24 protein-coding genes and 1 tRNA gene are annotated in these 23562 nt (G+C 73.1%); 9 read left to right on the forward strand and 16 right to left on the reverse strand.

Annotation, left to right across the window (positions count from 1 at the left end; genetic code table 11):
• Positions 1-46: 46 nt before the first annotated feature.
• The gene (locus AC1UE4_RS10960) at positions 47-301 is read right to left on the reverse strand and encodes a 4a-hydroxytetrahydrobiopterin dehydratase (RefSeq protein ID WP_482917263.1); all 255 of its coding nucleotides are present in this window, start codon (positions 299-301) and stop codon (positions 47-49) included.
• On the opposite strand from AC1UE4_RS10960, the gene AC1UE4_RS10965 reads away from it, so the two are divergent.
• Positions 300-1193, forward strand: a complete 894-nt coding sequence (locus tag AC1UE4_RS10965; RefSeq protein WP_482917264.1) for a cobalamin-binding protein — start codon at positions 300-302, stop codon at positions 1191-1193. The two genes, AC1UE4_RS10960 and AC1UE4_RS10965, sit on opposite strands and share 2 nt — an antisense overlap.
• Positions 1194-1300: 107 nt before the next feature.
• Positions 1301-2311 carry a glycosyltransferase family 4 protein gene (locus AC1UE4_RS10970; RefSeq protein WP_482917265.1) on the forward strand — a complete coding sequence of 337 codons (1011 nt, stop codon included), beginning with the start codon at positions 1301-1303 and terminating at the stop codon, positions 2309-2311.
• Between the two features lie 2 nt (positions 2312-2313).
• On the opposite strand, the gene AC1UE4_RS10975 is transcribed toward AC1UE4_RS10970, so the two are convergent.
• The 6 genes from AC1UE4_RS10975 to AC1UE4_RS11000 are packed head-to-tail and all read right to left on the reverse strand — an operon-like array spanning position 2314 to position 6933.
• Positions 2314-3144 (reverse strand): rhomboid family intramembrane serine protease, encoded by an 831-nt coding sequence (locus AC1UE4_RS10975; protein ID WP_482917266.1) that lies wholly within the window; start codon positions 3142-3144, stop codon positions 2314-2316.
• Positions 3145-3180: 36 nt separating this feature from the next.
• The gene (locus AC1UE4_RS10980) at positions 3181-3867 is read right to left on the reverse strand and encodes an anti-sigma factor (protein ID WP_482917267.1); all 687 of its coding nucleotides are present in this window, start codon (positions 3865-3867) and stop codon (positions 3181-3183) included.
• Positions 3864-4475 (reverse strand): sigma-70 family RNA polymerase sigma factor, encoded by a 612-nt coding sequence (locus AC1UE4_RS10985; protein ID WP_482917268.1) that lies wholly within the window; start codon positions 4473-4475, stop codon positions 3864-3866. The genes AC1UE4_RS10980 and AC1UE4_RS10985 overlap by 4 nt, the downstream gene beginning before the upstream one ends.
• A 33-nt stretch (positions 4476-4508) precedes the next feature.
• Positions 4509-4805, reverse strand: coding sequence for a hypothetical protein (locus AC1UE4_RS10990; RefSeq protein ID WP_482917269.1), 297 nt, complete (start codon positions 4803-4805; stop codon positions 4509-4511).
• Positions 4802-5350 (reverse strand): RNA polymerase sigma factor, encoded by a 549-nt coding sequence (locus AC1UE4_RS10995; protein ID WP_482917270.1) that lies wholly within the window; start codon positions 5348-5350, stop codon positions 4802-4804. Before AC1UE4_RS10995 ends, AC1UE4_RS10990 begins: the two co-directional genes overlap by 4 nt.
• 17 nt (positions 5351-5367) lie before the next feature.
• Entirely contained in the window at positions 5368-6933 is a 1566-nt protein-coding gene (locus AC1UE4_RS11000; RefSeq protein ID WP_482917271.1) for a 1-acyl-sn-glycerol-3-phosphate acyltransferase, read from the reverse strand.
• A 52-nt stretch (positions 6934-6985) separates the two neighbouring features.
• Between AC1UE4_RS11000 and AC1UE4_RS11005 the strand changes: the two genes are divergently transcribed.
• The 4 genes from AC1UE4_RS11005 (at position 6986) to AC1UE4_RS11020 (ending at position 12639) form a co-directional block, all read left to right on the forward strand.
• Positions 6986-7522 (forward strand): hypothetical protein, encoded by a 537-nt coding sequence (locus AC1UE4_RS11005; RefSeq protein ID WP_482917272.1) that lies wholly within the window; start codon positions 6986-6988, stop codon positions 7520-7522.
• 27 nt (positions 7523-7549) lie between these two features.
• Positions 7550-7622, forward strand: a tRNA-Thr gene (locus tag AC1UE4_RS11010).
• A gap of 58 nt (positions 7623-7680) precedes the next feature.
• A complete protein-coding gene (locus tag AC1UE4_RS11015) occupies positions 7681-10185 on the forward strand; it encodes a Coagulation factor 5/8 type domain-containing protein (RefSeq protein ID WP_482917273.1) in 2505 nt (834 codons plus the stop codon).
• A 42-nt stretch (positions 10186-10227) separates the two neighbouring features.
• On the forward strand, positions 10228-12639 hold the full coding sequence (locus AC1UE4_RS11020; protein WP_482917274.1) for a hypothetical protein: 2412 nt from the start codon (positions 10228-10230) through the stop codon (positions 12637-12639).
• Between the two features lie 33 nt (positions 12640-12672).
• Here the strand turns inward: AC1UE4_RS11020 and rnhA are convergent, their stop codons facing one another.
• The gene (gene rnhA / locus AC1UE4_RS11025; protein ID WP_482917275.1) at positions 12673-13116 is read right to left on the reverse strand and encodes a ribonuclease HI; all 444 of its coding nucleotides are present in this window, start codon (positions 13114-13116) and stop codon (positions 12673-12675) included.
• Between the two features lie 97 nt (positions 13117-13213).
• Between rnhA and AC1UE4_RS11030 the strand changes: the two genes are divergently transcribed.
• On the forward strand, positions 13214-13747 hold the full coding sequence (locus AC1UE4_RS11030; protein WP_482917276.1) for a hypothetical protein: 534 nt from the start codon (positions 13214-13216) through the stop codon (positions 13745-13747).
• A gap of 23 nt (positions 13748-13770) precedes the next feature.
• On the opposite strand, the gene AC1UE4_RS11035 is transcribed toward AC1UE4_RS11030, so the two are convergent.
• Positions 13771-15279: a cupredoxin domain-containing protein gene (locus AC1UE4_RS11035; RefSeq protein WP_482917277.1), complete on the reverse strand. Its 1509-nt coding sequence runs from the start codon at positions 15277-15279 to the stop codon at positions 13771-13773.
• A gap of 132 nt (positions 15280-15411) precedes the next feature.
• Here AC1UE4_RS11035 and AC1UE4_RS11040 point away from each other — a divergent pair, with 132 nt between their 5' ends.
• Positions 15412-16407 (forward strand): glycoside hydrolase family 26 protein, encoded by a 996-nt coding sequence (locus tag AC1UE4_RS11040; RefSeq protein ID WP_482917278.1) that lies wholly within the window; start codon positions 15412-15414, stop codon positions 16405-16407.
• On the opposite strand, the gene AC1UE4_RS11045 is transcribed toward AC1UE4_RS11040, so the two are convergent.
• From AC1UE4_RS11045 to cysS, 7 genes are all read right to left on the reverse strand, one after another.
• The gene (locus AC1UE4_RS11045) at positions 16295-17266 is read right to left on the reverse strand and encodes an SDR family oxidoreductase (RefSeq protein WP_482917279.1); all 972 of its coding nucleotides are present in this window, start codon (positions 17264-17266) and stop codon (positions 16295-16297) included. The genes AC1UE4_RS11040 and AC1UE4_RS11045 overlap by 113 nt on opposite strands.
• Positions 17263-17550, reverse strand: coding sequence for a hypothetical protein (locus tag AC1UE4_RS11050; RefSeq protein WP_482917280.1), 288 nt, complete (start codon positions 17548-17550; stop codon positions 17263-17265). The genes AC1UE4_RS11045 and AC1UE4_RS11050 overlap by 4 nt, the downstream gene beginning before the upstream one ends.
• A 98-nt stretch (positions 17551-17648) precedes the next feature.
• Positions 17649-18383: a catalase family protein gene (locus AC1UE4_RS11055; protein ID WP_482917281.1), complete on the reverse strand. Its 735-nt coding sequence runs from the start codon at positions 18381-18383 to the stop codon at positions 17649-17651.
• A 122-nt stretch (positions 18384-18505) separates the two neighbouring features.
• Positions 18506-18865: a hypothetical protein gene (locus AC1UE4_RS11060; protein WP_482917282.1), complete on the reverse strand. Its 360-nt coding sequence runs from the start codon at positions 18863-18865 to the stop codon at positions 18506-18508.
• A 43-nt stretch (positions 18866-18908) separates the two neighbouring features.
• Positions 18909-19556 carry an RNA polymerase sporulation sigma factor SigH gene (gene sigH / locus AC1UE4_RS11065; RefSeq protein WP_482917283.1) on the reverse strand — a complete coding sequence of 216 codons (648 nt, stop codon included), beginning with the start codon at positions 19554-19556 and terminating at the stop codon, positions 18909-18911.
• Between the two features lie 166 nt (positions 19557-19722).
• On the reverse strand, positions 19723-20457 hold the full coding sequence (rlmB, locus tag AC1UE4_RS11070; RefSeq protein WP_482918232.1) for a 23S rRNA (guanosine(2251)-2'-O)-methyltransferase RlmB: 735 nt from the start codon (positions 20455-20457) through the stop codon (positions 19723-19725).
• A 326-nt stretch (positions 20458-20783) separates the two neighbouring features.
• Positions 20784-22157: a cysteine--tRNA ligase gene (gene cysS, locus AC1UE4_RS11075; protein WP_482917284.1), complete on the reverse strand. Its 1374-nt coding sequence runs from the start codon at positions 22155-22157 to the stop codon at positions 20784-20786.
• A gap of 71 nt (positions 22158-22228) precedes the next feature.
• Here cysS and AC1UE4_RS11080 point away from each other — a divergent pair, with 71 nt between their 5' ends.
• On the forward strand, positions 22229-23497 hold the full coding sequence (locus AC1UE4_RS11080) for an alpha/beta fold hydrolase (protein WP_482917285.1): 1269 nt from the start codon (positions 22229-22231) through the stop codon (positions 23495-23497).
• Positions 23498-23562 lie beyond the last annotated feature (65 nt).

The following is a 23562-nucleotide window of genomic DNA, read 5'->3' on the forward strand; positions in this document are numbered from 1 at the left end:
AGGCAGGTCGTCGCTCATGGATCGACGCGCGAAGCGTAGCGGGCGCTCACGTCAGTGCGGTGATCTTCTCCGCCATCGCGTGGTCCGCATCGGTGATCTTGCCTTCGGAATGGGTGAAGAGCGTCAGCCGCACCTTGTTCCAACCGTGCAGGAGGATGTCCGGGTGGTGGTTGGCCTCCTCGGCGGCCTCGCCCACCCGGTTGACCCAGGCCAGCGCCTCGGCGAAGTCCTTGAACTGACGGTCGAGCACGAGCGCCCCCGAGTCCTCGTGCCACCCGCTCTTATCCTGCTCACCAGCCATGCGCATCGTCTCCCTCGTCCCGCATGCGACCGAGCTGCTGTTCGCCCTCGGGCTGGGCGAGCAGGTCGTGGGCGTCACCCACGAATGCGACCACCCCGCCGAGGCCCTGCAGCGCCGGCACGTGACCGCCGACAGGCTACCCCCGGGGCTCGACTCCGGCGCGATCGACGCCGCCGTGCGCGAGTACACGGAGCGCGGCGAGGCGATCTACACGCTCGACGAGGCGGCGCTCGCCGAGCTGCGGCCCGACCTCATCGTCACCCAGGCGCTGTGCCCGGTCTGCGCGGTGTCCTACGACGACGTGCGCGGGATCGCCGAGCGGCTCGAGACGCGCCCGCGCGTGCTGTCGCTCGACCCGCGGACCTACGGCGAGACGCTCGCGGACGTGCGGACCGTCGCGACGGCGACCGACGCGACCGTCGAGGGCGTGGCGCTCGTGGCGTCGACCGCGCGGCGCGTCGACCGCATCGAGGCCGCGGTGCGCGACGTCGAGCACCGGCCGCGGGTCGCCGCGATCGAGTGGTTCGACCCGGTGTTCGTCGCCGGGCACTGGACGCCGCAGCTCATCGAGATGGCGGGCGGCATCGACGTGCTCGGCTTCGCCGGCGAGCACTCCGAGCAGTCGACGTGGGAGCTCGTCGCCGCCGCCGAGCCGGACGTCGTCGTCGCGATGCCGTGCGGCTACGACGCGCCGCGCGCGCACGCCGAGGCGCTCAAGTTCGCGGGCGAGCTGCGGTCGGTCGGCGCGGGGCAGGTCGTCGCCGTCGATGCCGCCGCGACGTTCTCCCGGCCCGGCCCGCGCCTGGTCGACGGGCTCGAGGTGCTCGCCCACGTGCTGCACCCCGATCGCGTGCCCGCGCCCGCCGGCGACGCGCTCACGGTGGACCTCTGAGCCGCCGCGTCCTCTTCCTCCACTCCTCCGCGGGCCGCTACGGCGCCGACCGCCAGCTGCTCCTGCTCGCGACCGGGCTCGACGCGGACCGCTACGAGGCGATCGTCGTGCTCGCGCAGGACGGACCGCTGGCCGGCGACCTCGCGCGCGCGGGCGTCGAGGTGCACGTGCGGCCGCTCGCCGTGATGCGCCGGTCGCTCATGTCGCCGTCGGGGATGGGGCGCGTGGCGGCGGCGTGGGCGGCGGACGCGGGCGGGCTCGGCCGCCTCGCGCGCACGCGCGGCGTCGGGCTCGTCCACACGAACACGTCCGTGACGCTCGGCGGCGCGGCCGCGGCGCGCATCGCGCGCGTCCCCCACGTCTGGCACGTGCGCGAGATCTACGCCGGCTTCGAGCGCTGGTGGCCGGCCTACCGGCGGCTGCTCGTCACCGCCGACGCGCTGCCGTGCGTCTCGGCGGCGACCGCGCAGCAGTTCGACGGCGGACCGGTGCACGTGCTGCCCGACGGGCTCGCGCAGGTGCCGGTGCTCGCCGACCGCGCCGCCGCGCGGGCCGAGCTGCGCGTCCCCGGCGGCGCGTTCTGCGTGGCGCTGCTCGGGCGGATCTCGCCGTGGAAGGGCCAGGACGTGCTCATCCGCGCGCTCGCCGAGCTGCCCGATGCCGTCGCGCTGCTGGCCGGCGCGCCGTGGCGCGGCGAGGAGCGCGTCGAGCGCGAGCTGCACGAGCTGGCGTCGCGGCTCGGCGTCGCCGACCGCGTCCGGTTCCTCGGCTTCCGCGACGACGTCGGCACCGTGCTCGGCGCCGCCGACGCCGTGTGCGTCGCGTCGTCGCAGCCCGACCCGCTGCCGAACGCGGCGCTCGAGGCCGCCGCCGCGGGCTGCTGCCTCGTCGCGTGCGACCACGGCGGGCTGCCGGAGATCGTCCGCGACGGCGAGACCGGCCTGCTCGTGACGCCCGGCGACCCGAGCGCGCTCGCGTCCGCGCTGCGCGAGCTGGCGTCCGACGGCGACCGGGCGGCGCGGCTCGGCGCCGCCGCGCGGGCGGACGTGACGGAGCGGTTCGACGACGCGCGGCTGCTCGCGGGCGTCCAGGACCTCTACGACCGGCTGCTCGCCTAGCGCTACGGATACAGGCTCGGCGTGCCGGCCGCGGCGATGCCGCCGGCGACCGCGATCGCGGCGACGAGCAGGCAGCCCGCGATCGCGAGGAGGCGCGAGCGGTGCCGCTCCCCCAGCCCGATCGCGAACGCGGCGAGGAAGCCGCCCGCGAGGCCGCCGAGGTGGCCGCCGATGCTGATGCCGGCGCTCGCGAACGCGAACGTGAACAGCAGGTTGATGAGGATGAGCGGGCCGACGAACGTCTCCATCGGGTTGATCCCGCGCTGGCGCATGATCATGAACGCCGCACCCATCAGCCCGTACACCGCGCCCGAGGCGCCGACGGTCGCCGCCTCCGGTGAGATGAGCAGCGCGCCGAACGACCCGGCGAAGAGCGACGTCAGGTAGATCGCCGCGAAGCGGACGTGGCCGACGGCCGGCTCGACGAGCTGGCCGAGGAAGTACAGGACGACCATGTTGAGGATCAGGTGGATCGGGTCGGCGTGCAGAAATCCCGCCGTCAGCAGCCGCCACCAGTCGCCCTGGTCGACGAACGGGCCGAAGAGGACGAGGTTCTCGTAGAACGATCCCGATCGCGCGCGGGCGCCGCCGCCCTCGCCGGTCATGACCTGGAGGAGGAAGAACGCGACGTTGATGGCGATCAGCGCGTAGGTGACGACCGGCGTCCCGATCGCGACCGCCCGCGGGCGGCGGATGCCGGACGGCTGGCGCGAGCAGTCCGGGCAGTGCATCCCGACCGGTGAGGGCCGCATGCAGTCTGGGCAGATCGGGTTGCCGCACCGCGAGCACGAGACGCCCGTCTCGCGGTCGGGATGGCGGTAGCAGGTGGCCACGGCGGGCCAAGCTAGCAGGGGGTTCTCAGCCGCAGATCAAGTCGGGATGTCGATGCTCGGCGCCACCGTCGGCGCCTTGCTCCCGCCGTCGGGCTCGTGGGTGACGAGCACCTCGTCGACCCCCTCCAGGTCGCCGGGGACGACCACCGACGCGTGGCCGTCGCTTGACGGGCGGAAGAGCGCGTCGGTCGGCTTCGGAGCCTCGCCGTCGTGCTTCGTCCACACCTGCCAGACCCGCCCCGCGGGCGGCCGTGGCATGCCGGTGACAACGAGCGTCCCATGGTCGCCCTTCAGCTCGAGCTTGGCGAGCGCGCCCGGCGCGCCGGCGACTGAGGCGGTGAACGTCTCGGTCTGATCGCGGGTGGCGACGATGCCCACGCCGATGCCGGCGAGCAGGAGGACCGCGGCGGCGGCGAACGCCGGCACGGGATGGCGGAGGAAGACGCGGTCGAACCAGCGCTCGCGCGGCGGCTCCTCGGCCCGGCGGCGCTCGCGTGCCTCGGCCTCGACGACGGCCATGATCCGCTTCTTCAGCTCGGGCGGCGGCGGGACCGTCTCCACCGTCCCCGGCAGCCGGTCGACGACGGGCTGCAGCGCGGCGAGGTCGGCACGGCACAGCTCGCACTCCTCGAGGTGCGCGCGGAACGCGCGCGCGTCCTCCTCGGGAAGCGCGCCGAGCGCGTAGGCGGCGACGTCCTCGCCGCAGCCCTTCGGCCGGCTCACGTCCACGCCTCCGCCGCGCCATCTCCGAGCACCGCTCGCATCTTCTCCAGCCCAAGCCGCATGCGGCCCTTGATCGTCCCCAGCGGGATGTCGAGCATGGCAGCGATCTCGCTGTGGGTGAACCCGCCGAAGTACGCGAGCTCGATGACCTGGAGCTGGTCGGGCGGCAGGGTTCCCATCGCGCTGCGCACGAGCTCGGCGTCGCTGCGGCGGACCGCCTCGACGTCGGTGCGCTCGCGCGCCTCGAAGCGCTCCTCGATCCCCTCGTCGCTGGCGCGGCGCGAGTCATGGACCGTCGACCGGCGCAGCGCGTCGATCGCCCGGTTGTGCACGATGCCGAGGAGCCAGGTGCGGACGCTGCCGCGCCGCGCGTCGTAGCGCGTGCCCGCGCGCCACAGCGAGAGGAACGCCTCCTGCACGACGTCCTCGGCGACGCCGCGCTTGCCGCACATGCGGTACGCGAGCGAGTACGCGACCGTGCCGTGGCGGTCGTAGATCACGTCGAACGCGTTGCTGTCGCCGCGGCCCGCGAGGTCCATGAGCTCCTCGTCGGCGAGGTCGCGCACGGCGACGCTGCGATCCTTGTGGGAGCGGCGGAAGGGGGCCATCGCACCTGCTTACGCCGTGCCGCGGCGATCGGATCAGCGCTTCGGCAGCAGCTTCCTCAGGCCGCTGCGCTTCGCGTCGCGGCGCATGCGCAGCACGACGAGCGCGGCGCCCGCGCCACCGGCGACGACGCCCGCGACGACCGGCCGCGCGATGCGGGTCCAGTTGCGCGGGTCGCGCAGCGCCTCGAGCTCCCACGACTCGAGCTCGTCGCGCGCCAGGTCGCTGAGGCGCTGCAGCCGGGTCTCGAGCTCGACGGCCAGGTCGGCCGGCGGCTCGATCGGGGCGAACGCCTCCTTCAGCAGGGTCTCGAAGTCCGCGGCTTCGCTCATCCGTCCCCCTCCTTCCCCTCCGGGCGCACGATCTCCTCCAGCTGCTTGACCGCGCGGTGCAGCAGCACCTTCGTCGCGCCGTCGGTGCGGCCGAGCGCGCGGGCGATCTCGCGGTTGTCCATGCCGAGCGCGAACCGCATGATCAGCGCCTCGCGGCGGTCGCCGGGCAGCTCCTGCACGCCGGCGAGGATGCGCGCGAGCTCGTCGCGTCCCTCGACGAGGTCCTCGGTGGTGTGGGTGGCGCTCAGCACTGGCGTGTGGAGGTCGAGGTTCGTCTGCGGCTTGCGGGAGCGGTCTCGGTAGAGGTTCGCGGCGAGGTTGTGGGCGATGCGGATCAGCCACGGGCGCAGCGGGCGGCCCTTGCTCTCCCGCTGCGCGCGCTCGAAGTGCCGGTAGGCCTGCAGGAACGTCTGCGTCGTGAGGTCCTCGGCGTCGTGGTGGTTGCCGACGCGGTAGTACGCGTACGAGTACACGTCGCGCAGATGCGCCTGGTAGAGCTCCTCGAAGTCACGGTCGAGCTGCTCCTTCGGCTTCGTCGCGGCCACGTTCCGCAGCGTAGGCGCTACGCCGCCGCCGCGTGAGGCCTCCCGGCCGGGGTCGTGATGTCGGCGAGCCACTCGTCCTCCGTCTTGTCGCCGCTGACGAGCGCGGCGAGGCCCTCGACGGCGCGGCGCTCGGCGCGCTCGGCGCGCAATCGCTCGGCGAGCAGCGGCAGGGTGTCGAGCGCCTCGACGTGCCGGCCGAGCGTCTCGTCGCCCTCGCGCAGCACGCTCGCCACGAGGTCGCCGACACCGGCGAGCCCGTCGAGCGTCGTGGGGCGCGCGCCGGCGGTCAGCGCGTAGGCGCCGACCTCGGCGAAGACCTTCCCGGCGGCGGCGCCGGCGGCCTGCGGGCCGGCCCGGCGGGCGGCGCGGGCGGCCAGCGACGCGGCGGTCGTCGCGAGCCCCGCGAGCTCCGCGCCGGTGAGGTCGTCGGTGCGGCGGGCGTCGATGCCCGCCGCGGCCAGCGTCTGGACGAGCTGGGCGGCGAACGCGCGGTCGGTGCTGGCGACCACCATCGCCTCGTCGGGGCCGCCGAGGTGCGCGATCGCGCGGCAGGGCACGCGCTCGGCCGCGAACGCGGTGGGCAGCGCGCCGAGCGGCGCCACGAGCCCCTTGCCCGTCACGACGAGGCCGGCCGACGCGGGGATCCGCTCCCCGTGGGCGGCGAGGACGTGCGGCAGCGCGCGGCTCGGGACGGCGAGCAGGACGACGTCGGTGCGCGTGAAGTCGAGGTCGGCGCTGCGAGCGATCGTCAGGCCCTCGAGCGAGGCGCCGGGCAGGTGGGGGCTCTCGTTCAGCGCGCGCAGGCGGTCGGCCTGCTCGGCGGTGCGCGTGCCGAGCTGCACCTCGAGTCCCGCGTCGCGCAGCGCGGTGGCCATGCGCGTCCCGTGGGCACCCGCGCCGATGATCGTCGCGCGGCGCAGCGGAGGCAGGCCGCCGAGCCACTCCCACTGCAGCTGCACGCACGGCCAGATGCGGTCGGTGACGGCCTGGGCGAGCTGCTTGGTCGGCTGCTCGGCCCGCGGGAACGTGAGCGGGCGGCCGGCGCGGATCGTCACCTTGTGCGGGCGGATGCGCCAGCCGCGCCGGACGCGCTCGGTCCCGATGATGGCGAGCGGCACGACCGGCGCGCCGGTCTCGAGCGCGAGCCGGCCGACGCCGCGCTTGGCGCTGCCCAGCCCGCCCGGGCGCACGCGCGTGCCCTCGGGGAAGATGAGGACGCAGTCGCCGCGCTCGATGATCGCCTTGGCGGTGATGAGCATCTCCTGGTCGCCGGCGCCGCGGTCGACGGGGAAGGCGCCGAGCGCGTTGAGGAACCAGGCGCAGACCGGGTTCTTGAACAGCTCGCGCTTGGCGACGTAGTACACGGGGCGGCCGAGCATCGTCCCGAGCACGAACGGGTCGAGGAACGAGCGGTGGTTCGACGCCAGCAGCAGCGGCCCCTTCGCGGGGATGTGCTCACGCCCGATCCGGTTCATGCGGAAGTAGACGAGGAAGAACGGGATCAGGGCGAACCTGACCGGCCAGTACACGAACGGGTTGACGCCGCTCGTGCGGGCGCGGTGATGGAGAGCGTGGGCGTCCATGGGTCACCTTCGGGTACTCCGCGCTGTGCGCGGCGTTACAGTGCGCCTCCTGATGGCGATCGACCGAGCGAAGACCACACGGGGCGCCCTCGCCGGCGCCGTCGCGGCAGGCGTCTGGGCCGCCCAGCAGCCACTCGACATCCGGGTCTTCGGCGTCGCGTACGACGACACCGAGCTGCTCGGCAAGTCCGTGACCCGCGGGCCCGCCTGGCGCCCCGTCGGGATCGCGATGCACCTCGCCAACGGCGCGCTCTTCGGCGCCCTCTACAGCCAGATCGCCCCGCGCCTCCCGCTCCCCTCGTGGGCCAAGGGCCCGGCCGCCGCGCTCGCCGAGCACGCCTCCACCTGGCCGCTCACCGTCGCGATCGGCACGGCCCACCCGGCCGGCAAGGACTTCCCGCCGCTCTTCGCCAACCCCCGCGCGATCGCGCAGGCGACGTGGCGCCACCTCCTCTTCGGAGTCGTCCTCGGCGAGCTCGAGCGCCGCCTCAACGCTCCCGACGACACCGACCTCCCCGCCTACGAGCACGTCGTGTCCACCAACGGCCACGGCGACCTCGAGAAGGCGCTGCAGGGCACCTCCAACTAGTCACCGGCCTAGACTCCGGCCACCGGTGCCGGTGTAGCTCAGCTGGTAGAGCAACGCTCTTGTAAAGCGTAGGTCAGGGGTTCGAGTCCCCTCGCCGGCTTCGCGCCGGACTCGCCTGCCGGCGCGGGCGCCGCCGCGCGCGTGTACTTTCGCGCGCCATGTGGTCCCGGGGACTTCTCGCGCTGTGCGTCAGCGCCATCGTGATCGCGGCGCCCGCCGCTGCGCAGGGTGCGGATCGGTACGCGCTGGCGAACGGGTGCTACTCCGCCACCGATGCGTCCGGCGCGACCGTCGGCGAGCAGCTGCGGTTGAAGGCGTCGGCGCTCGGGCGGTACCTGCTCTACACGAAGGACGCGAAGTTCCTCGCCGCCGGCGCCGACGGGAAGCTCGCCCCGGCTGACGCGCCGAGCCCCGCCGCCGACTTCGCGGTCGAGGACGCGGGCGGCGACACGTTCCGCCTCGTGCCGCAGTCGACGAAGGCGCCGGTCGCGACCGTGCGGTTCACCCCCGCGCAGGGCTGTGCCGAGTTCCCCGAGGCGAGCCTGGACGCGGACGGCACGCCCTCCGGCGGCGCGATCCCGTTCGGGCGGGTCGGCGGGATCCTCGAGGGCCACATGCACTGGATGGCGTACCAGTACTTCGGCGGGCACTTCCGCTGCGGCGCGCCGTGGCACCCGTACGGCATCACCTACGCGCTGCCGGACTGCGCGGACAACGAGGGTCCGCAGGGCACGGCGGCGCCGCTGCAGAACACGTTGAACTACGGCAACCCGGCGCAGGCGCACAGCACGGAGAACTGGCCCGGGTTCCCGAACCAGTCCAAGGACAACCTCAACTACGAGGGGATGTACTACCGCTGGGTCGAGCGCGTCTGGAAGATGGGCCTGCGCCTGATGGTGATGGGCGTCAACGAGAACCGCGTCCTGTGCGAGCTGCAGGCCAACCGCACCGAGAGCTGCAACGAGATGGACACGATGCGGCGCGGGTTCCAGGCGATCAAGGACCTCGAGGACTACGTCGACGCCCAGGCGGGCGGCCCCGGCAAGGGCTTCTTCCAGGTCGTCACCGATCCGTTCGAGGCGCGCCGCGTCATCAACCAGGGGCGGTTGGCGGTCATGCTCGAGATCGAGACGTCCGAGCCGTTCGACTGCCGCGGGTGGGAGCAGGTCTCCTGCGACGAGGCGCAGATCGACCGCCAGATCGACGAGATGCACAAGATCGGTGTGCGCTCGTCGCTGCTGCTCAACAAGTTCGACAACCCGCTCACGGGCGTGCGGTTCGACTCGGGCGCCGCGAGCTACCTCATCAACGCCGGCAACAAGCAGAGCGCGGGCTCGTTCTGGAGCGCGCGGACCTGCAAGCCCGGCGAGCTCAAGGACAACAACATCGACATCGGCGAGCCGCAGTCGCAGGCCTTCGCCAACAGCCTGCTGACGACGGTCGGGTTCACCGCCGGGACGTTCCCCACGTATCCCCCCAAGCCGCACTGCAACACGCGCGGGCTGACCGAGCTCGGCCGCCACGCGATCCGCCGGATGATGCAGCTCGGCTGGATCGTCAACCCCGACCACATGAGCCAGGCCGCGGTCGACGACACCCTCACGCTGCTCGAGTCGGCGCGCTACTCGGGCGTGATCTCGCCGCATGGCTGGATGGACCCCGGCAACTGGCCGCGCATCTGGAAGCTCGGCGGCCTCGCGTTCCCCGGCCACTCGGCCACCGACGAGTACGTGAAGGACTGGCAGGAGTACCGCCCGCGCAAGACGCCGTACGCCTTCGGGTGGGGCTATGGCGCCGACCTCGGCGGCCTCTCGCACCAGCCGGACAAGTCGGCGAAGGGGTCGATCAGCTACCCGTTCGAGAGCTACGACGGCAGGGTCACGTTCGGCAAGCAGAAGACCGGCACCCGGACGTTCGACTTCACGAAGGAGGGCGTGTCGCACTACGGGCTGTACGCCGACTGGCTCGCCGACCTGCGGCGCGTCGGCGGCCGGCAGCTCGCCGACGACATGTGGCACGGCGCCGAGGCGTACCTCGAGATGTGGGAGCGCGCGAGCGGGGTGCCGAACAAGCGCTGCTTCGCGCGCGAGCAGGGCTTCTCCCGCAATGGCCGCGGTCCCATCCGCCTCGGCGACGACTGGACGGCGGTGCTCCGGCGCGCCGGCCAGCCGCAGCGCCGCGACACGACGTGGACCTGGTGCGTGAAGGGCAAGCGCAACGGCACGAAGGCCGACGTCGCGCTGCTGAGCCGAGCCGGGAAGGTCACCTTCGTGGGTTCGTCGGCGGAAGGCCGGTGGGTCCCCGGCCGGACGCTCGGCGACCACGGCGCGACGATCGGCGACAGCGCTCGCCTGATCGGCGCCGGACGCCGGATCGGCGGCGGCCTCGTCGTGCGGCGCGTCGGGACGCGCGCGTTCGTGTTCGCCACGCGCGCCGGGCGGGTCCGCGCGCTCGGCGTGACGACCGCGAAGCTCGCGTCCAGCCGCAAGGCCGTCCGCGCTGCGATGCGGCGCGTGATCGCGGCGAAGGCGAGCAGCGCGGCGCGCACGTTCGTTCCGTCCGAGGCGACGGCGAAGCCGGCGATGCTCGGGCGATCGCTCGCGGCGACCGGCAACCGCGACGTTGACGCGAAGCTCGCGCTCTTCTGCAGCCTGAACTTGTAGGACCGCGCGCAAGTCTCCGGCTCCCGGTGCGTTGGGATGTTCGTGTCCCGTCGCTTCGTGCTGCCCGCGGCCACCCTGGCCGCGCTGCTGCTTCCTTCGCTCGCGCCCGCCGCTCCGGCGCCCGGCCTTCCGACCGTCTCGTCCGGCGCCCTCCCCGGGCCCGACGCGTTGTACGGCGATGCGCCCCGGGCTCCGCAGCTGGAGAACCGCGCCCCGTGGAAGGCCGAGCCGATCCTCGTCTCCGGCGCGCAGGCGTACCGCGGCGGCGAGTGGCTGTACCAGGACTTCCTCTACGACGACCACGGCGCCGGCGGGGTCAAGGACCCGGGCGATCCGCATGACGTCGGCTCGTACCTCTTCTCCCCGACGACCGGCACGCTGACGTACCCGACCGATCCGGTCTTCGCGTACAACGCCGCCGACCTCGTCGAGCTGCGGATCAAGCCGCTCGCGGACGCGACGGCGTTCCGGGTGACGCTCAACACGCTGAAGGACCCGGAGCGGACGGCGTTCACGATCGCGCTCGGCGCGAGCGACGCGGCGCAGGCGTGGCCGCACGGCGCCGGCGTGTCCTCGCCCGCGCAGAAGTTCGTGACCGTCCACGGGACCACGGCGGAGCTGACTGACGCCGCGACCGGTGCCCCGCAGCCGGGCGGCGCGACGGCGACCGTCGACCTCGAGCGCCGGCAGGTCGACGTCCGCGTCCCGCACGCGGCGTTCGACCCGGGCGAGCGCAAGGTCCGCGTCAGCATCGGCGTCGGGCTGTGGGACAAGGAGGCCGGCTCGTACCTCGTGCCCGGCGCGCAGGCGAGCGAGACGCAGCCCGGTGGCGCCGCGCCGTCGCGCGCGGCGCTCTTCAACGTCGGCCCGCGCTTCGACGAGCCGAACCCGGACGTCACCCAGTTCGGCGGCGGCGTGACGATCGGCGACGCGGCGGCCGGCGCGGCCGTCGACGGCGCGTGGTGGCGCGAGCGCAAGCAGGCCGACCAGCTGCGCCTCGGCGACGTGACGCCGTTCGCGGCGGAGGTCGACTTCGGCAAGCTCGCGCGCGGGACCGGCGACGAGTCCGGCGTGCCGAGCAAGGGCCCGATCGACCGGATCCTCGCCAGCCGCCACGTGCTCGGCCAGGGCATCGACCCGTCGAAGGTCTGCTTCGACATCGCCTCGAGCCTCGACCTCGGCGCGAAGTGCGAGGGCCGCTTCGTCGGCCAGCTGCAGCCGTACGCGCTGTACCTCCCCGACAAGCCGAAGCCGGCCGCCGGCTGGGGCATGACGCTCCTGCTCCACTCGCTGAGCGCCAACTACAACCAGTACGCGGCCAGCAAGAACCAGTCGCAGCTGGGCGAGCGGGCGAGCGGCTCGCTCGTCGCCACGCCCGCCGGCCGCGGACCCGACGGCTTCTACAAGGGCATCGCCGAGGCCGACACGTTCGAGGTGTGGGCCGACGTCGCGCGCCACTACGACCTGGACCCGTCGTGGGCCGCGGTCTCCGGCTACTCGATGGGCGGCTTCGGCACGTACCGGCTGCTCGCCCGCTGGCCGGACCTCTTCGGCCGCGGCTTCTCCGTCGTCGGCATCCCGGGCAGCGTCGACGACCAGCTCGCGTCGCTGCGCAACACGCCGATCCTCGCGTGGAACGCGGCGGCGGACGAGCTCGTCCGCATCGACGAGAGCGAGCAGGCCGTCGCCGACCTGACGAAGGCCGGCGTGCGCTTCATCGAGGACCTCTTCCCGGCGGCCGACCACCTGACGATCGCGACGAACGACGAGTACGGCCCCGGCGCGGAGTTCCTCGGCGACGCGCGCGCCGACCGCAACCCGCCGCACGTCACGTACGTCGTCGACCCGACCGAGGACAACGCGGCGGCGCAGGCGATCGGCGACCACGCGTACTGGGTCTCGGGCCTGCGCGTGCGCGACGGCGCGAAGGGAACCGGGACGATCGACGCGCGGTCCGAGGCGTTCGGGACTGGCGACGCCGACGTGCAGCCGGTTGCGTCGTCGGACGGGACGGTCGATGGCGGCGTGCGCGGGCCGCTGCCCTACCACCGCCGCGAGCAGGCGTGGGGCAAGGAGCCGGCGACCGCGAAGCGCGACGCGCTCGTCGTCAAGGCGACGAACGTCGCGAGCGCGACCGTCGACGCCGCGCGCGCCGGCCTCAGCTGCGCACCGGTGGTCGACCTGCAGAGCGACGGTCCGCTCGACCTGCGCATCGCGTGCTCGCAGCCGAAGAAGGCATGCGCGCGGACCGTCGGCGTGAAGCTGCCGCGCGTCCGCGGCCGAAGGATCGTCGAGGTGCGCGTCGTGCGCGGCGGAAAGGTCGTCAAGCGCGTCCGCGGCCGCGACCTCAAGTCGGTCAAGACCACCCGCGCGAAGCGGATCCGGCTCGTGATGAAGACGAGCGGCAAGCCGGCCCGCACCGTCTCCGTCACCCGCCGCTTCAAGGCCTGCTGAGCGCAGCGGCCGGGAGGGCCTCCGCGGCGGTCTCTAGGCCGCCATCCCTCCGCGGCACGCGGCGACGGCGAGCCGGTCGACGCGCTCGTTGAGCTCGACGCCGGCGTGCCCGCGGACTTTCTTCCACGCGACCTCGTGGCGGGCGAGCTCGGCGACGAGCCGCTCCCACAGGTCGCGATTCGCCACTGGCGTCTTCGCGGCCGTCTTCCAGCCGCGCTTCTCCCACGCCGGGATCCATCCCTTCGTCACGGCGTGCATGACGTAGGTCGAGTCGATGTTCACGGTCACGCGGCACGGGCGGTTCAGCGCGGCAAGGCCCTCGATGACCGCCATCAGCTCCATCCGGTTGTTCGTGGTGGCGGGGTCGTGGCCGGAGAGCTCGCGCTCATGCGACCCGCTCAGCAAGAGGCACGCCCAGCCGCCCGGCCCGGGGTTGCCGGAGCAGGCGCCGTCGGTCCACAGCTCGACGTCGGTCATCGCGCAGCGACCCTAGCGGCGCCGGCCGACAGGATCGGGGGATCCGCGAGGGGTTCCCCCGTGGCCGCGGCAAGCGCCGTCGGCGAGGGTCCCGGCCATGAAGCGGATCATGAGCCTCCTCCCCCTCCTGCTGATCCTCGCGTTCACCGGCGCCGCGGCGGCGCTGATGAAGGACCAGGTCCACCACACCGGCTCGGCCCACCCGAAGCCGGTCTCCAAGAAGGTCGCCAAGCAGCTGAAGCAGGCGAAGCTCGCAGCGGTGAAGTTCAAGGACCCGAAGGCCGCCGAGGCCGCCGGCTACAAGCCGACCGACGAGTGCGTCGAGACGAAGGACGGCGCGATGGGCCAGCACTGGATCAACCTCGACCTCATCGTCGACCCGAAGCTCGATCCGGCCAAGCCGGAGATCCTGCTCTACGCCCCGAAGAAGAGCGGCGGGGTCGAGCTCGCCGGCATCGAGTGGTTCCAGCTCGAGAACGGCCAGCGGGCGCCGAGGCTCTTCGGCGAGCGCTTCGACGGCCCGATGACGCACGAGGGCACGGCGCCGTCGCACTTCGACCTCCACGTGTGGGTCTTCAAGACGAACCCGCGCGGGGTCTTCGCGCAGTACAACCCGCGCTTCGGCTGCTGAACCCGGCCGCCCGGCGGCGCGCCTCAGGCGCGCCGCTTGGCCCGCTTCTTCGCGTCCTTCGCCCCCGCGACGCGGAACGCGCCGCGCATGAACGGGTGGACGCGGCAGAAGTACGTGTACGTGCCCGCCTTCAGCGTCTTCGGCGTCTGCCACGTGTCGGTGTTCTCGGTCGGCGTCGCGAACGACGGGCCGTAGCCGAGCTCCCCCGAGTCGAAGTCCACCGGCCCGTCGGCGAGCGGGTACGCGATGCCCGTCTCGCGGTTGCAGGGCGCCCGGCACGCGGTGATCGTGTGGTAGATGTCCGCGCTCGCGTCGACGTTCTTGAACTTCAGCGCCTGGCCGGGCCGGACCACCGGCGGGCGGCCCGCGGCGCCGGCGCCGCTGAGGTCGCCGCGCGCGTAGATGAAGTCCTTGATCGCGACGTTCGTCGCGGTGCGGCCCGAGAGGAGCTTCACCGGGTTCGGCAGGATCGCGCGCTTGCCGCCGTGGTTGTCGTTCTCGGCCAGGTGGCCGTGGGAGATGATCCCGCGCGCGTCGACGGTGCCGGCGAACGGGTCGACCGCGCCGGGCCGCTCGCCCGCCGCCCACCACACGTTCATGATCCCCATCGACTCGTACCAGGAGGCGCGCTTGGCGTCGTAGGTGGCGTGGACCGTGACGACGTCGCCCTTGCGCAGCAGCACGCGCCACTCCGGCTTGGTCACCGTCATCGCGACGTCCCAGGAGACGGCGCCGGCCGGCTCCCAGTACTTCGCCTCGGATCGGAAGAGGTCGCGCGTCTGCCCGTTGCGCGTCACCTTCAGGTCGGTCCACAGGCCGCCCGGATGCAGGTGGCCGGCGGTGCCGACGAGCGTCATGTCCTCCGGCACCGTCCACGACTGCGCCGGGCCGATCTTCGTGCGCTCCTTGCCCTTCGCGTCGTCGGGGAACGTGTACTCGCCGTTGGTCCCGCGGCCGCGCTTGACGTCGAACACGGGGTACGCCTTCATGCCCGCGACGTCCATCCACTGCTGCTCGATCGGGACCATGCCCTGCGCGCCGGGCGCGTCGAGCGGCACGAAGTCGATGTCCCACGTGATCGAGATCGCGTCTTCGTTGGGCATGAGGTTGTGGATCATGTCCGTCATGCCCCAGTTGTCCGACGGGTCGTACTTGTACCCGTAGCCCTGCGGCGCCTGGAAGATCGTCTTCTCCTCGCCGGCGGCGAAGTTCGGCAGCCCGCGCATGAGCCACACCGCGTGGTGCAGATGGATGACGTCGACGCCGGGGACGGTGCCGTCGGGGCGCTCGATGTTCGGCTCGAAGCGGGTGATGTAGCCCGGCACGCCCGGCTTGAACCGGTCCGGCATCCCCCGGAACGCGATCTTGTTCTGCCCCGGCTCGATCTTGAACGGCCCCATCGAGTAGTGGAGCTTCTGCATCCCCGCGTACTCGACGTGCGGGATCGCGTTGGGGATCGCGGCGCTCGACGCGGCCGGCAGCGCGAGCAGCGCGGCGGCAGCGACGAGGGATGCGGTGAGGCGGAGCTTCATGCGGGCAGGGGCTTCCGTTCTGAACGTGCGGGGACAGTCGCGCGGAGAACCGTACATGTGACCGGGAAAGGGTCGAACGGCCGATGCGGACCCGTTCAACATCGGCGCCGAAGAGCCGATGCATGAGGCGCAGTGCTCCGCCGCCTCGTCCTTCTCCTGCTCGTCGCCTGCTGCGCCGCGCCCACCGCCGCGTCGGCCAAGCCGCTGCTGCCCGCGCGCGGCCAGGTGCTGACGGGCGTCGCCATGGGCTACGAGCTCGGCGACTTCACGCGCCGGGTCGGCCGCAAGCCGGCGGTGTGGGAGCACTTCGTCGCGGTGAACGGGTCGTACGAGTGGGCGATCCGGCTGGCTCGCGGCGCGGGGACGCGGCTCGTGCTGCACGTCTCGACGGCGCCGGGCCAGGACCGCGCGGGGTCGATCACGCCGCGCGCGATCGCCTCAGGCCGGGCGGACCGGTGGCTGCTGTCGCTGCGCTCGTCGCTCGCCGGCTTCGGGCGGGCGTCGTACGTGCGCTTCCTCGGCGAGATGAACAACTGCCACAACGCGTACGCGCCGCTGTCGTGCTCGGGCGCCTCGCGCGGCTCGGCGTACAGCGCGGCCGCGTTCGTCGCCGCGTTCCGCCGGACCACGCTGATCATGCGCGGCGGGTCGGTCGCGGCGATCGACCGCCGCCTGCGCGCGCTGCACCTGCCGGTGCTGCGCGGGGTCCGCGACGAGTCGCTCCCGCGTGCGCCGATCGCGATGGTGTGGTCGCCGATGACCGGCGGCTCGCCGATGGTCAGCGCGTTGGACCCGGGCCGTTTCTGGCCGGGCCGCTCGTGGACGGACTGGGTCGCGACGAGCTTCTACTCGAAGTTCCCGAACTTCCGGTTCCTGACGCCGTTCTACCAGCGCTTCTCGGCGCGGACGCGGCTTCCCTTCATGTTCGCCGAATGGGGCATGTGGGTGAACGGCGACCCCGGCTTCGTCCGGTCGCTCCTGTCGTGGACGGCGGCGCACCCGCGCACGCGGATGCTCATCTACAACCAGGGCAAGCGCACCGACGGCCCGTTCCGCCTGCGCCACTACCCCGCCGCGTCCCGCGCCCTGCGGGCCGGCCTGCGCCACCGCCGCTTCGCGGCGCGCTAGCGCAGCGACTCCGCGAACGCCCGCAACGACGTCGCGGGCCGCCCGAGCAGCGCCTCGACGTCCTGCGTGACCTCCGGCCCCGCGTGCCACAGCGCATCGAGATCGTCGTCGACGCGGTCGCCTCCCCCTCGGTACCAGGCACCGGGGTGCCTGACCCCCTTGTGCGGTCGTCTCCCCCCTCGGTACCAGGCACCGGGGTGCCTGACCCCTCGACGCGGTCGTCTCCCCCCTCGGTACCAGGCACCGGGGTGCCTGTCACCTCGGCGAGCATCGCGAGCGCCTCTCGGTCCGTGAGGGCCTCGGGGCCGGTGAGCGTGTAGCTGGCTCCCTCGTGGCCCTCTTCGGTCAGCGCGCGCACCGCGACGGCGGCGACGTCGCGGGCGTCGACGCGGGCGACGGGGACGTCGGCGCGCGTGGTGGCCAGCGGGCCGAGGAGGTCCTGCATGAAGCCCGCCGCCTTGAGGATCGTCCAGCGCAGGGAGCTGGCCTGCAGCGCGGTCGTGATCTCCGCGTGGACGCGCGCGTGGCGGTCGGGCGCGAGCTCCGACTGGCCGGCCACGCCGAGCTTGACCACGTGGTAGGCGCCCGACTGCTCGGCGAGAGCGATCGCGTTGAGCTCGTCCTGCAGCTGGTGGTCCGATGGAGGCTGCGCGAGGTAGACGCGCATGACGCCGCGCATCGCCCGGATCATCGAAGCCGGATCGCCGAGATCGCCGACCGCGACGTCCGCTCCCAGCGCTCGAAGGGCCTCGGCCGACTCCTCCGTGTGCGCGAGCGCCCGCACCTGCGTCCCCCGCTCAAGCAGTTCGCGCAGCACGAACCCGCCGGTCAGGCCGCCCGCGCCGATGACGAGGATCATGGGTGGTCACCATCGACGAAGACGTCGATCCGCGCGCCGCCCTGGACGATCGAGAGCCCGCGCTCGGTGCGGCCGGTGACCCAGTCAGCCTCGATGAACGTCGCCTTCGGCAGCGCGATCGCCATGTCGGGGAAGACGAGCCGGACGACGCCGCGTCGCGGGTGCTCGAGCGTCAACGGGCCGCGCTGCGGCTCGAGCGAGATGCCCGGGCCGAGGAACGGCACGACGACGACCTCGCGTCCTTCCCAGTCGATGAGCACCCCGATGGCCTCCTGCCACTCCACGCGCGGAGACGGTAGTGCGCGGCGAGACGGCGCCCGGCGGGGCGGCCCGCGGAGACGGTCGTGCGCGGCGCGACGACGCTGGGCGGGCCGGGACCGGTTCAGGCGACGCGGCGCTGCGGCGCGACGGCGTCCTGTCGGGCGTCCCGGCCGGTGGCCGCCGCCTCGTAGGCGGCGTCCCGGATCCGGTTGATCAGGCCGATCGCCTCGATGCCGCCGCCGGTCCGGCTCGAGTTGAAGTCGAGCTGCTCGGCGCGCTCGGGGGCGAGGCGTGCGCCGATCTCGAGCCGCGCGACGTCGTGCCAGCGGCCGAGCGGCGTGGCGACGCGCAGGAAGAACGTCAGCTCGCCGGCGGCGGCGAGATCCGGCAGCTCGTCGAGGTCGACGTGCCGCCCGCGCACGCCCGGCGCGGGGACGGCGCCGATCAGCATCGTCCGGCCGCCGACGCCGAAGGGCAGGACGGTCGAGTACGAGCGCTCGCCGTGCGTGCCGCCGAAGGCGAAGACGTGGCGCAGCACCGGCCGCTCCCCCGCCGCGGCAAGCAGCAGGTCCTGGTCGCGGCCGGGCCCGTAGGCGTCGGGCACCTTGATCGCCATCGCGACGAGATCGGGAGCGGGGCGCGGCACGCCGAAACCGCGGGAGAACCGGACGGTCGCGGGCCGCCGGCCCGGCCGCGAGAAGAGCCGCGCGCCGCGCAGCCGCGGCTGCTCGACCACGAGCTCCGCCTCGAACGCGACGCCCGCCGGGTGCAGCGGCCGCGTGCCGAACGCGTGCGCGAGCGTGCCGAAGACGAGGCCTGCCGCCGCTTGGCCGGCGCGCGTGAAGGGACGAACCATGGGGAGGGCCTTCCCGGGAGACCGGCTTCGGTCACGGCGGCGGGCGCGAAAGCGTGCGTCGGGTCGCGCGGCGGCGCTGGACGGCGGGCGCGAAGACGCGCGTCGGATACGCGCGGGGCCGTCTAGACGGCGGCCCAGGCGCCGCCGCGGCGCGCGAGGACGATCTCGCTGCCGTCGGCGTCGAAGACCGCTTCGTCCTCGTCGACGCCGGGGCGGTCGATGACCTTCACGAGGGTGAGCCGCGTGGGCGTCGCGCCGTGGCGGGCGGCGTATGCGTCGCGGGCGGCGGCCTCGAGGCCGGCGCGCTCCCAGCCCTTGTCCTCGGCGACGGCAAGCGCGAGGTGGTGGTCGGCCTTGAGCGCGCGCTCGAGGAGGGCGGCACGATCGCGCTCGCTGCGGCGGCGGTTCACGGCGTAGCCCGCGACGGCCAGCAGCGCGACGATCGCGACGACGATGATGAGGATGATCTCGAAGGTGGTCATGGCGACGCGCGCCCCAAGGTAACGAGGCGCGCCGTTCGACGGCCTACTGCAGGACGGCGCGGCCGCGGAGGTGGACGCCGACCTTGCGCTTGACGCGCTGCAGCGCGTTGTCGACCGTCTTCGTGTCGCAGCCCAGCCGGCCGCCGATCTCCTCGTACGAGCGCCCGTCGAGGTAGAGCGCCAGCACGCGCGACTCGAGGTCGCTCAGCGCCGTCGAGAGGCAGGCGACCAGCGCCTGGAGCTCCTCGCTCGAGACGACCTGGTTGACCGGGTCGTGCACGGTCGGGCCGGGGATGACCTCGTCGAGCGTCGGCTCGCCCTCCGGGGCGGACGCGGGGCTCGAGGAGAACGAGACGTACTGGTTGAGCGGCGTGTGCTTGTTGCGCGTCGCCGTCTTGACCGCCGTGATGATCTGCCGCGTGATGCAGAGCTCCGCGAAGTTGCGGAAGCTCGACTCGCGGTCGGAGCGGTAGTCGCGGACGGCCTTGTACAGGCCGACGAGCCCCTCCTGGATGAGGTCGTCGCTGTCGCCGCCGGCCAGGAAGTACGAAGACGCCTTCAGGCGGACGAAGCCGTAGTACCGGCGGACGAGACGGTCGTACGCAACCGGATCACCCTGCTTCGCAAGGGCGATGAGATACGAATCCTCAACCTGAGGTTGAGATTGAGCATGTGCGGAGAGCCGAGCCATGAGCGTGTCCTTCCGGACCACGACGGGAGGCCCCGTCGAGGTAGGGGTTCTTGCTCAGTGGCGCGCTCCTCCCCTGGCGCCGACTGAAAGGTCGATTGAGTATGGGATCAACCTCGACTTGAGGCTGACTTACGCGCAGACTTGTACCCAAGTTGCGGAGGTTCTGTCAACCCCCACGTTGGCGGACCGCTTCGTAGAGGACCACGGCCGCAGCTGCACTGACGTTCAGCGATCCGATCCGGCCGTGGAGCGGAAGGGACAGGAGCACGTCACATCCTGCACGAACTCGCGGACGGATCCCCTTGCCTTCGGCCCCCATCACGACCACGATCCCGCCCGCCCAATCGACCCGGTCGTAGCTGGTGTCGCCCTTCTCCGTCGCGCCGTAGCACCAGAGGCCGGCGGCCTTCGCGTCGCCGAGGAAGTCGGCGAGGTTGCGGACCTGCGCGATCGGCAGGTGCTCGACGGCGCCGGCCGACGCCTTCGCGGCGGCGCCCGTGACCTCGGCGCTGCGTCGTTCGGGGATGACGAGCCCGCTCGCGCCCGCGCACTCGGCGGTCCGGGCGATCGCGCCGAGGTTCTGCGGGTCCTGGACCTCGTCGAGCGCGACGATCAGGGGCGCATCGAGTGCCAGCAGGTCCGCCGCGTCGGCATACGGATACGGCCCGACCGCGGCCACGACGCCCTGATGTGCGTCCGTTCCGGCGCGCTCCTCCAGCTCGTCGGCGTCGACGACCGCGGTGGGGACGTTCGCGAGCCAGGGCTCCTTCGACGCTGCCGGCGACACCCAGACCTTCTTCACGCGCCGCCGCCCCGCGCGCAGCGCCTCCATCACCGGGTTGCGCCCGTAGAGGACGTCCGCGCGCCCGCGCGCGACCGCCGCGGAGGCGACCCGTCGCAGGTCCCCGCCGCCGCCGAACTGCTCGGCGGCCCGGCGCCCCGCCGCGGAGGTGGGCGGAGAAGCCTTCGCACCGCGCGAAGACGGCTTGCCACCGCGCGGAGGCGGCTTCGAGCCGCCTCGGCCGCCGGCCGGAGACGCATTGGGGCCGCGGCCGCCGCCCGGAGACGCGTGCGGGCCCCCGCGGCCGCCGGGCGGAGACGACTTCGGCGGAGACGCCTTCCGCGATCCCTTCCCGCCCGGGCCGGAAGGTGAAGACGGGGCGTCCTTCGCGGTGCGATGGCGGTGGGCGGCGCCGCGCGGGGTCTGCTTCTTGCCGCCGCGGGGCTTCATCGGTCGACCGGGACGAGCTCGGCGCCACCGGCGCCGTCGCGGACCTGCCAGCCGCGGGCGGACAGCTCGTCGCGGAGGCGATCGGCCTCGGCGAAGTCGCGCTCGGCGCGCGCCGCCTGGCGCTGCGAGAGGAGGTCGAGGTCCTCGGGCGACGGCTCCCGGCCGCCCTCGAGCAGGTTCTCGAGCGCGAAGACCCCGAGCATCTCGCGGAGGTGGGAGTCGCCGATCGCGCCGCCCCGAGAGGGGTCGGCCGCCAGCTCGCGCGCAGCGCGCGCCCACGCGAACAGGTGGGAAGCCGCGGCGGGGGTGTTGAAGTCGTCGGCGAGCGCGTCGAAGAACGCGTCGCGGTGGACGGCGAGCTCCGCCGGGGACTCGCCCGGGACCACGGAGCGGCCCAGCTCGCGGAGCCGGGTGACGGTGTTCGCGGCGTTCGTCAGCGAGTCGTCGGAGTACTGGATCGGCTGGCGGTAGTGGCCGGCGACGAAGAACCAGATGAGCGTATCGCGGCCCCAGCGCTCCACGGCGTCGTGGAGCAGCTCGATGTTCCCCACCGACTTGGCCATCTTCGCGCCGCTCAGCTGGAGCATCCCGTTGTGCATCCACACCTGGGCGAGCTCGGCCCCGCGGCCGCAGCGCGTCTGGGCCGCCTCGTTCTCGTGATGCGGGAACACGAGGTCGCTCCCGCCGCCGTGGATCTCGAACCCGACGCCCAGCAGCTCCTCAGCCATCGCCGAGCACTCGATGTGCCAGCCCGGCCGCCCGCGGCCCCACGGCGAGGGCCACGCGGTGTCCTCGCCCTCCTTCTGCGCCTTCCACAGCGCGAAGTCGGCGGGATGCTCCTTCAGGTGAGCGCCCTCGACGCCCTCGCCCTGGTCCATGTCGTCGATCGACCGGTGCGACAACGAGCCGTACGCCGGATCGGCGGAGACGCGGAAGTAGACGTCGCCCGACGCCTCGTAGGCCGCGCCGCGCTCGACCAGCGCGGCGATGAGGTCGACGATCGGCTCGATCGTCTCGGACGCGAGCGGCTCCGCATCGGGCCGGCCGAGCCCGAGCAGGTCCGTGTCCGCCTTGTACGCGGCGGTCATCTCCGCGGCCAGCTCCGCCGAGGGCTTGCCCAGGGGCCGAGCGGCGTCGTAGATCTTGTCGTTGACGTCCGTGACGTTGGCGACGAACACCGGCGCGTAGCCCTCGTGGGCGAGGAACCGCCGCAGGAGCGAGAAGACCACGAACGGGCGCGCGTTGCCGATGTGGATCCGGTTGTAGACCGTCGGACCGCAGGCGTAGATGCCGATCTTGTCGTCGTCGCGCGGCGTGACGGTGACCAGCTCGCCGGTGCGGGTGTCCTGGACGCGAAGGGGGCGCGGCATCTCCCGGATCACCCTATAGACGAACGTCGTATCCCCAGATTGCGGGGTCATCGCGGTTAGAGGCCGATCCGTTGGGTACTGTCCCGCGCCAGGTGTCCGGGTCGCACCACCTCAAGCCACGGCTGGCTCCCGTCGACGACGCGTTCCGCACGCTTCCGGAGCGCTACCTGGGCGCAGAGCCCGGGTTCGACGCGACCTACCAGATCCGCCTCGCGGACATCGGCCACACGTGGGAGGTGCGCTGCACCACGCACGGCGCGCGGGTCCGCAGGGGCGTCACGAACCGCAAGCCCGACGTGGTCATCGGCACCGACGCGGAGACGTGGCTGAAGCTGCGCCAGGGCGAGCTGTCGGGCATCGAGGCCTTCTCGCAGCGCTCCCTCTACGCGCGCGGCAACCTCGACCTCGCCGTCGGCTTCGAGGGCCTCTTCCGCCTCCCCGACGGCCGGCCGCCGCTCATGCGCGTCCACGAGGTCAAGACCGGCGGCGCCTGCGTCTCCACGCTCACGATGGGCGAGGGCCCGCGCGACGTCCTCCTGATCCACGGCCTCGGCGGCGCGAAGAGCTCGTTCTTCGACACCGCCGCCGCACTCAGTCAGCGCTACCGCGTCCACGCGCTCGACCTCCCCGGCTTCGGGTCGTCGTCCAAGCCGCTGACCGCGCCGTACACCGCCCGCTACTTCGCCGAGACCGTCGTCGACGTGATGGACGCGCTCGACATCGGCCGCGCTCACCTCGTCGGCAACTCGATGGGCGGCCGGGTCAGCATCGAGGTCGGGCTGCGCCACCCGCACCGCGTCGCGGGCCTCGGCCTCCTCGCCCCCGCCGTCGCCTTCATCAAGCGCGAGTTCCACCCGATCGTGCGGATGCTGCGCCCCGAGTTCGGGATGCTGCCCCACCGCTTCACGCGCGGGATGGTCGCCGGCCAGTTCTGGAGCCTCTTCGCCGACCCCGACGCGGTCGACCCCTCCGTCGCCGACGTCGTCTGCGACGAGTTCCAGCGCATCTACGGCTCGCCGGGCGGCCGGATCGCCTTCCTCGCGTCGGCGCGGAACATCTACCTCGACAAGCCGTTCGGCCGCGGCGGCTTCTACCCGCGGCTGAGCGAGCTGAGCGCTCCGTCGATGTTCGTCTGGGGCACCCACGACACGCTCATCCCCCACGGCTTCAAGCGCCACGTCGAGAAGTGGCTGCCGCGCGCCGAGCAGATCGTGCTCGAGAACTGCGGCCACGTTCCGCAGGTGGAGCGGCCGGAGCAGGTCAACGGCATGCTCGACCGCTTCTTCGCCCGCGTCGACGCGCTCGGCGACCAGCCCGCGGCGACGCGGATCGCCGCCTGAGCCGCCCGGCTCGGCTACCTTCCCCGCCATGGCGGGCACGGCGTCACGCGCATCACGCAACGGGC

The sequence above is a fragment of the Parviterribacter kavangonensis genome, from assembly GCF_056863335.1.

Coding starts and splice junctions, on each gene's coding strand:
- AC1UE4_RS10965 (WP_482917264.1), top strand. CDS start 300: ATGCGCATCGTCTCCCTCGTCCCGCATGCGACCGAGCTGCTGTTCGCC.
- AC1UE4_RS10960 (WP_482917263.1), bottom strand. CDS start 301: ATGGCTGGTGAGCAGGATAAGAGCGGGTGGCACGAGGACTCGGGGGCG.
- AC1UE4_RS10985 (WP_482917268.1), bottom strand. CDS start 4,475: ATGGCCCCCTTCCGCCGCTCCCACAAGGATCGCAGCGTCGCCGTGCGC.
- AC1UE4_RS10990 (WP_482917269.1), bottom strand. CDS start 4,805: ATGAGCGAAGCCGCGGACTTCGAGACCCTGCTGAAGGAGGCGTTCGCC.
- AC1UE4_RS11000 (WP_482917271.1), bottom strand. CDS start 6,933: ATGGACGCCCACGCTCTCCATCACCGCGCCCGCACGAGCGGCGTCAAC.
- AC1UE4_RS11005 (WP_482917272.1), top strand. CDS start 6,986: ATGGCGATCGACCGAGCGAAGACCACACGGGGCGCCCTCGCCGGCGCC.
- AC1UE4_RS11015 (WP_482917273.1), top strand. CDS start 7,681: ATGTGGTCCCGGGGACTTCTCGCGCTGTGCGTCAGCGCCATCGTGATC.
- rnhA (WP_482917275.1), bottom strand. CDS start 13,116: ATGACCGACGTCGAGCTGTGGACCGACGGCGCCTGCTCCGGCAACCCC.
- AC1UE4_RS11030 (WP_482917276.1), top strand. CDS start 13,214: ATGAAGCGGATCATGAGCCTCCTCCCCCTCCTGCTGATCCTCGCGTTC.
- AC1UE4_RS11035 (WP_482917277.1), bottom strand. CDS start 15,279: ATGAAGCTCCGCCTCACCGCATCCCTCGTCGCTGCCGCCGCGCTGCTC.
- AC1UE4_RS11045 (WP_482917279.1), bottom strand. CDS start 17,266: ATGATCCTCGTCATCGGCGCGGGCGGCCTGACCGGCGGGTTCGTGCTG.
- AC1UE4_RS11055 (WP_482917281.1), bottom strand. CDS start 18,383: ATGGTTCGTCCCTTCACGCGCGCCGGCCAAGCGGCGGCAGGCCTCGTC.
- AC1UE4_RS11060 (WP_482917282.1), bottom strand. CDS start 18,865: ATGACCACCTTCGAGATCATCCTCATCATCGTCGTCGCGATCGTCGCG.
- sigH (WP_482917283.1), bottom strand. CDS start 19,556: ATGGCTCGGCTCTCCGCACATGCTCAATCTCAACCTCAGGTTGAGGAT.
- cysS (WP_482917284.1), bottom strand. CDS start 22,157: ATGCCGCGCCCCCTTCGCGTCCAGGACACCCGCACCGGCGAGCTGGTC.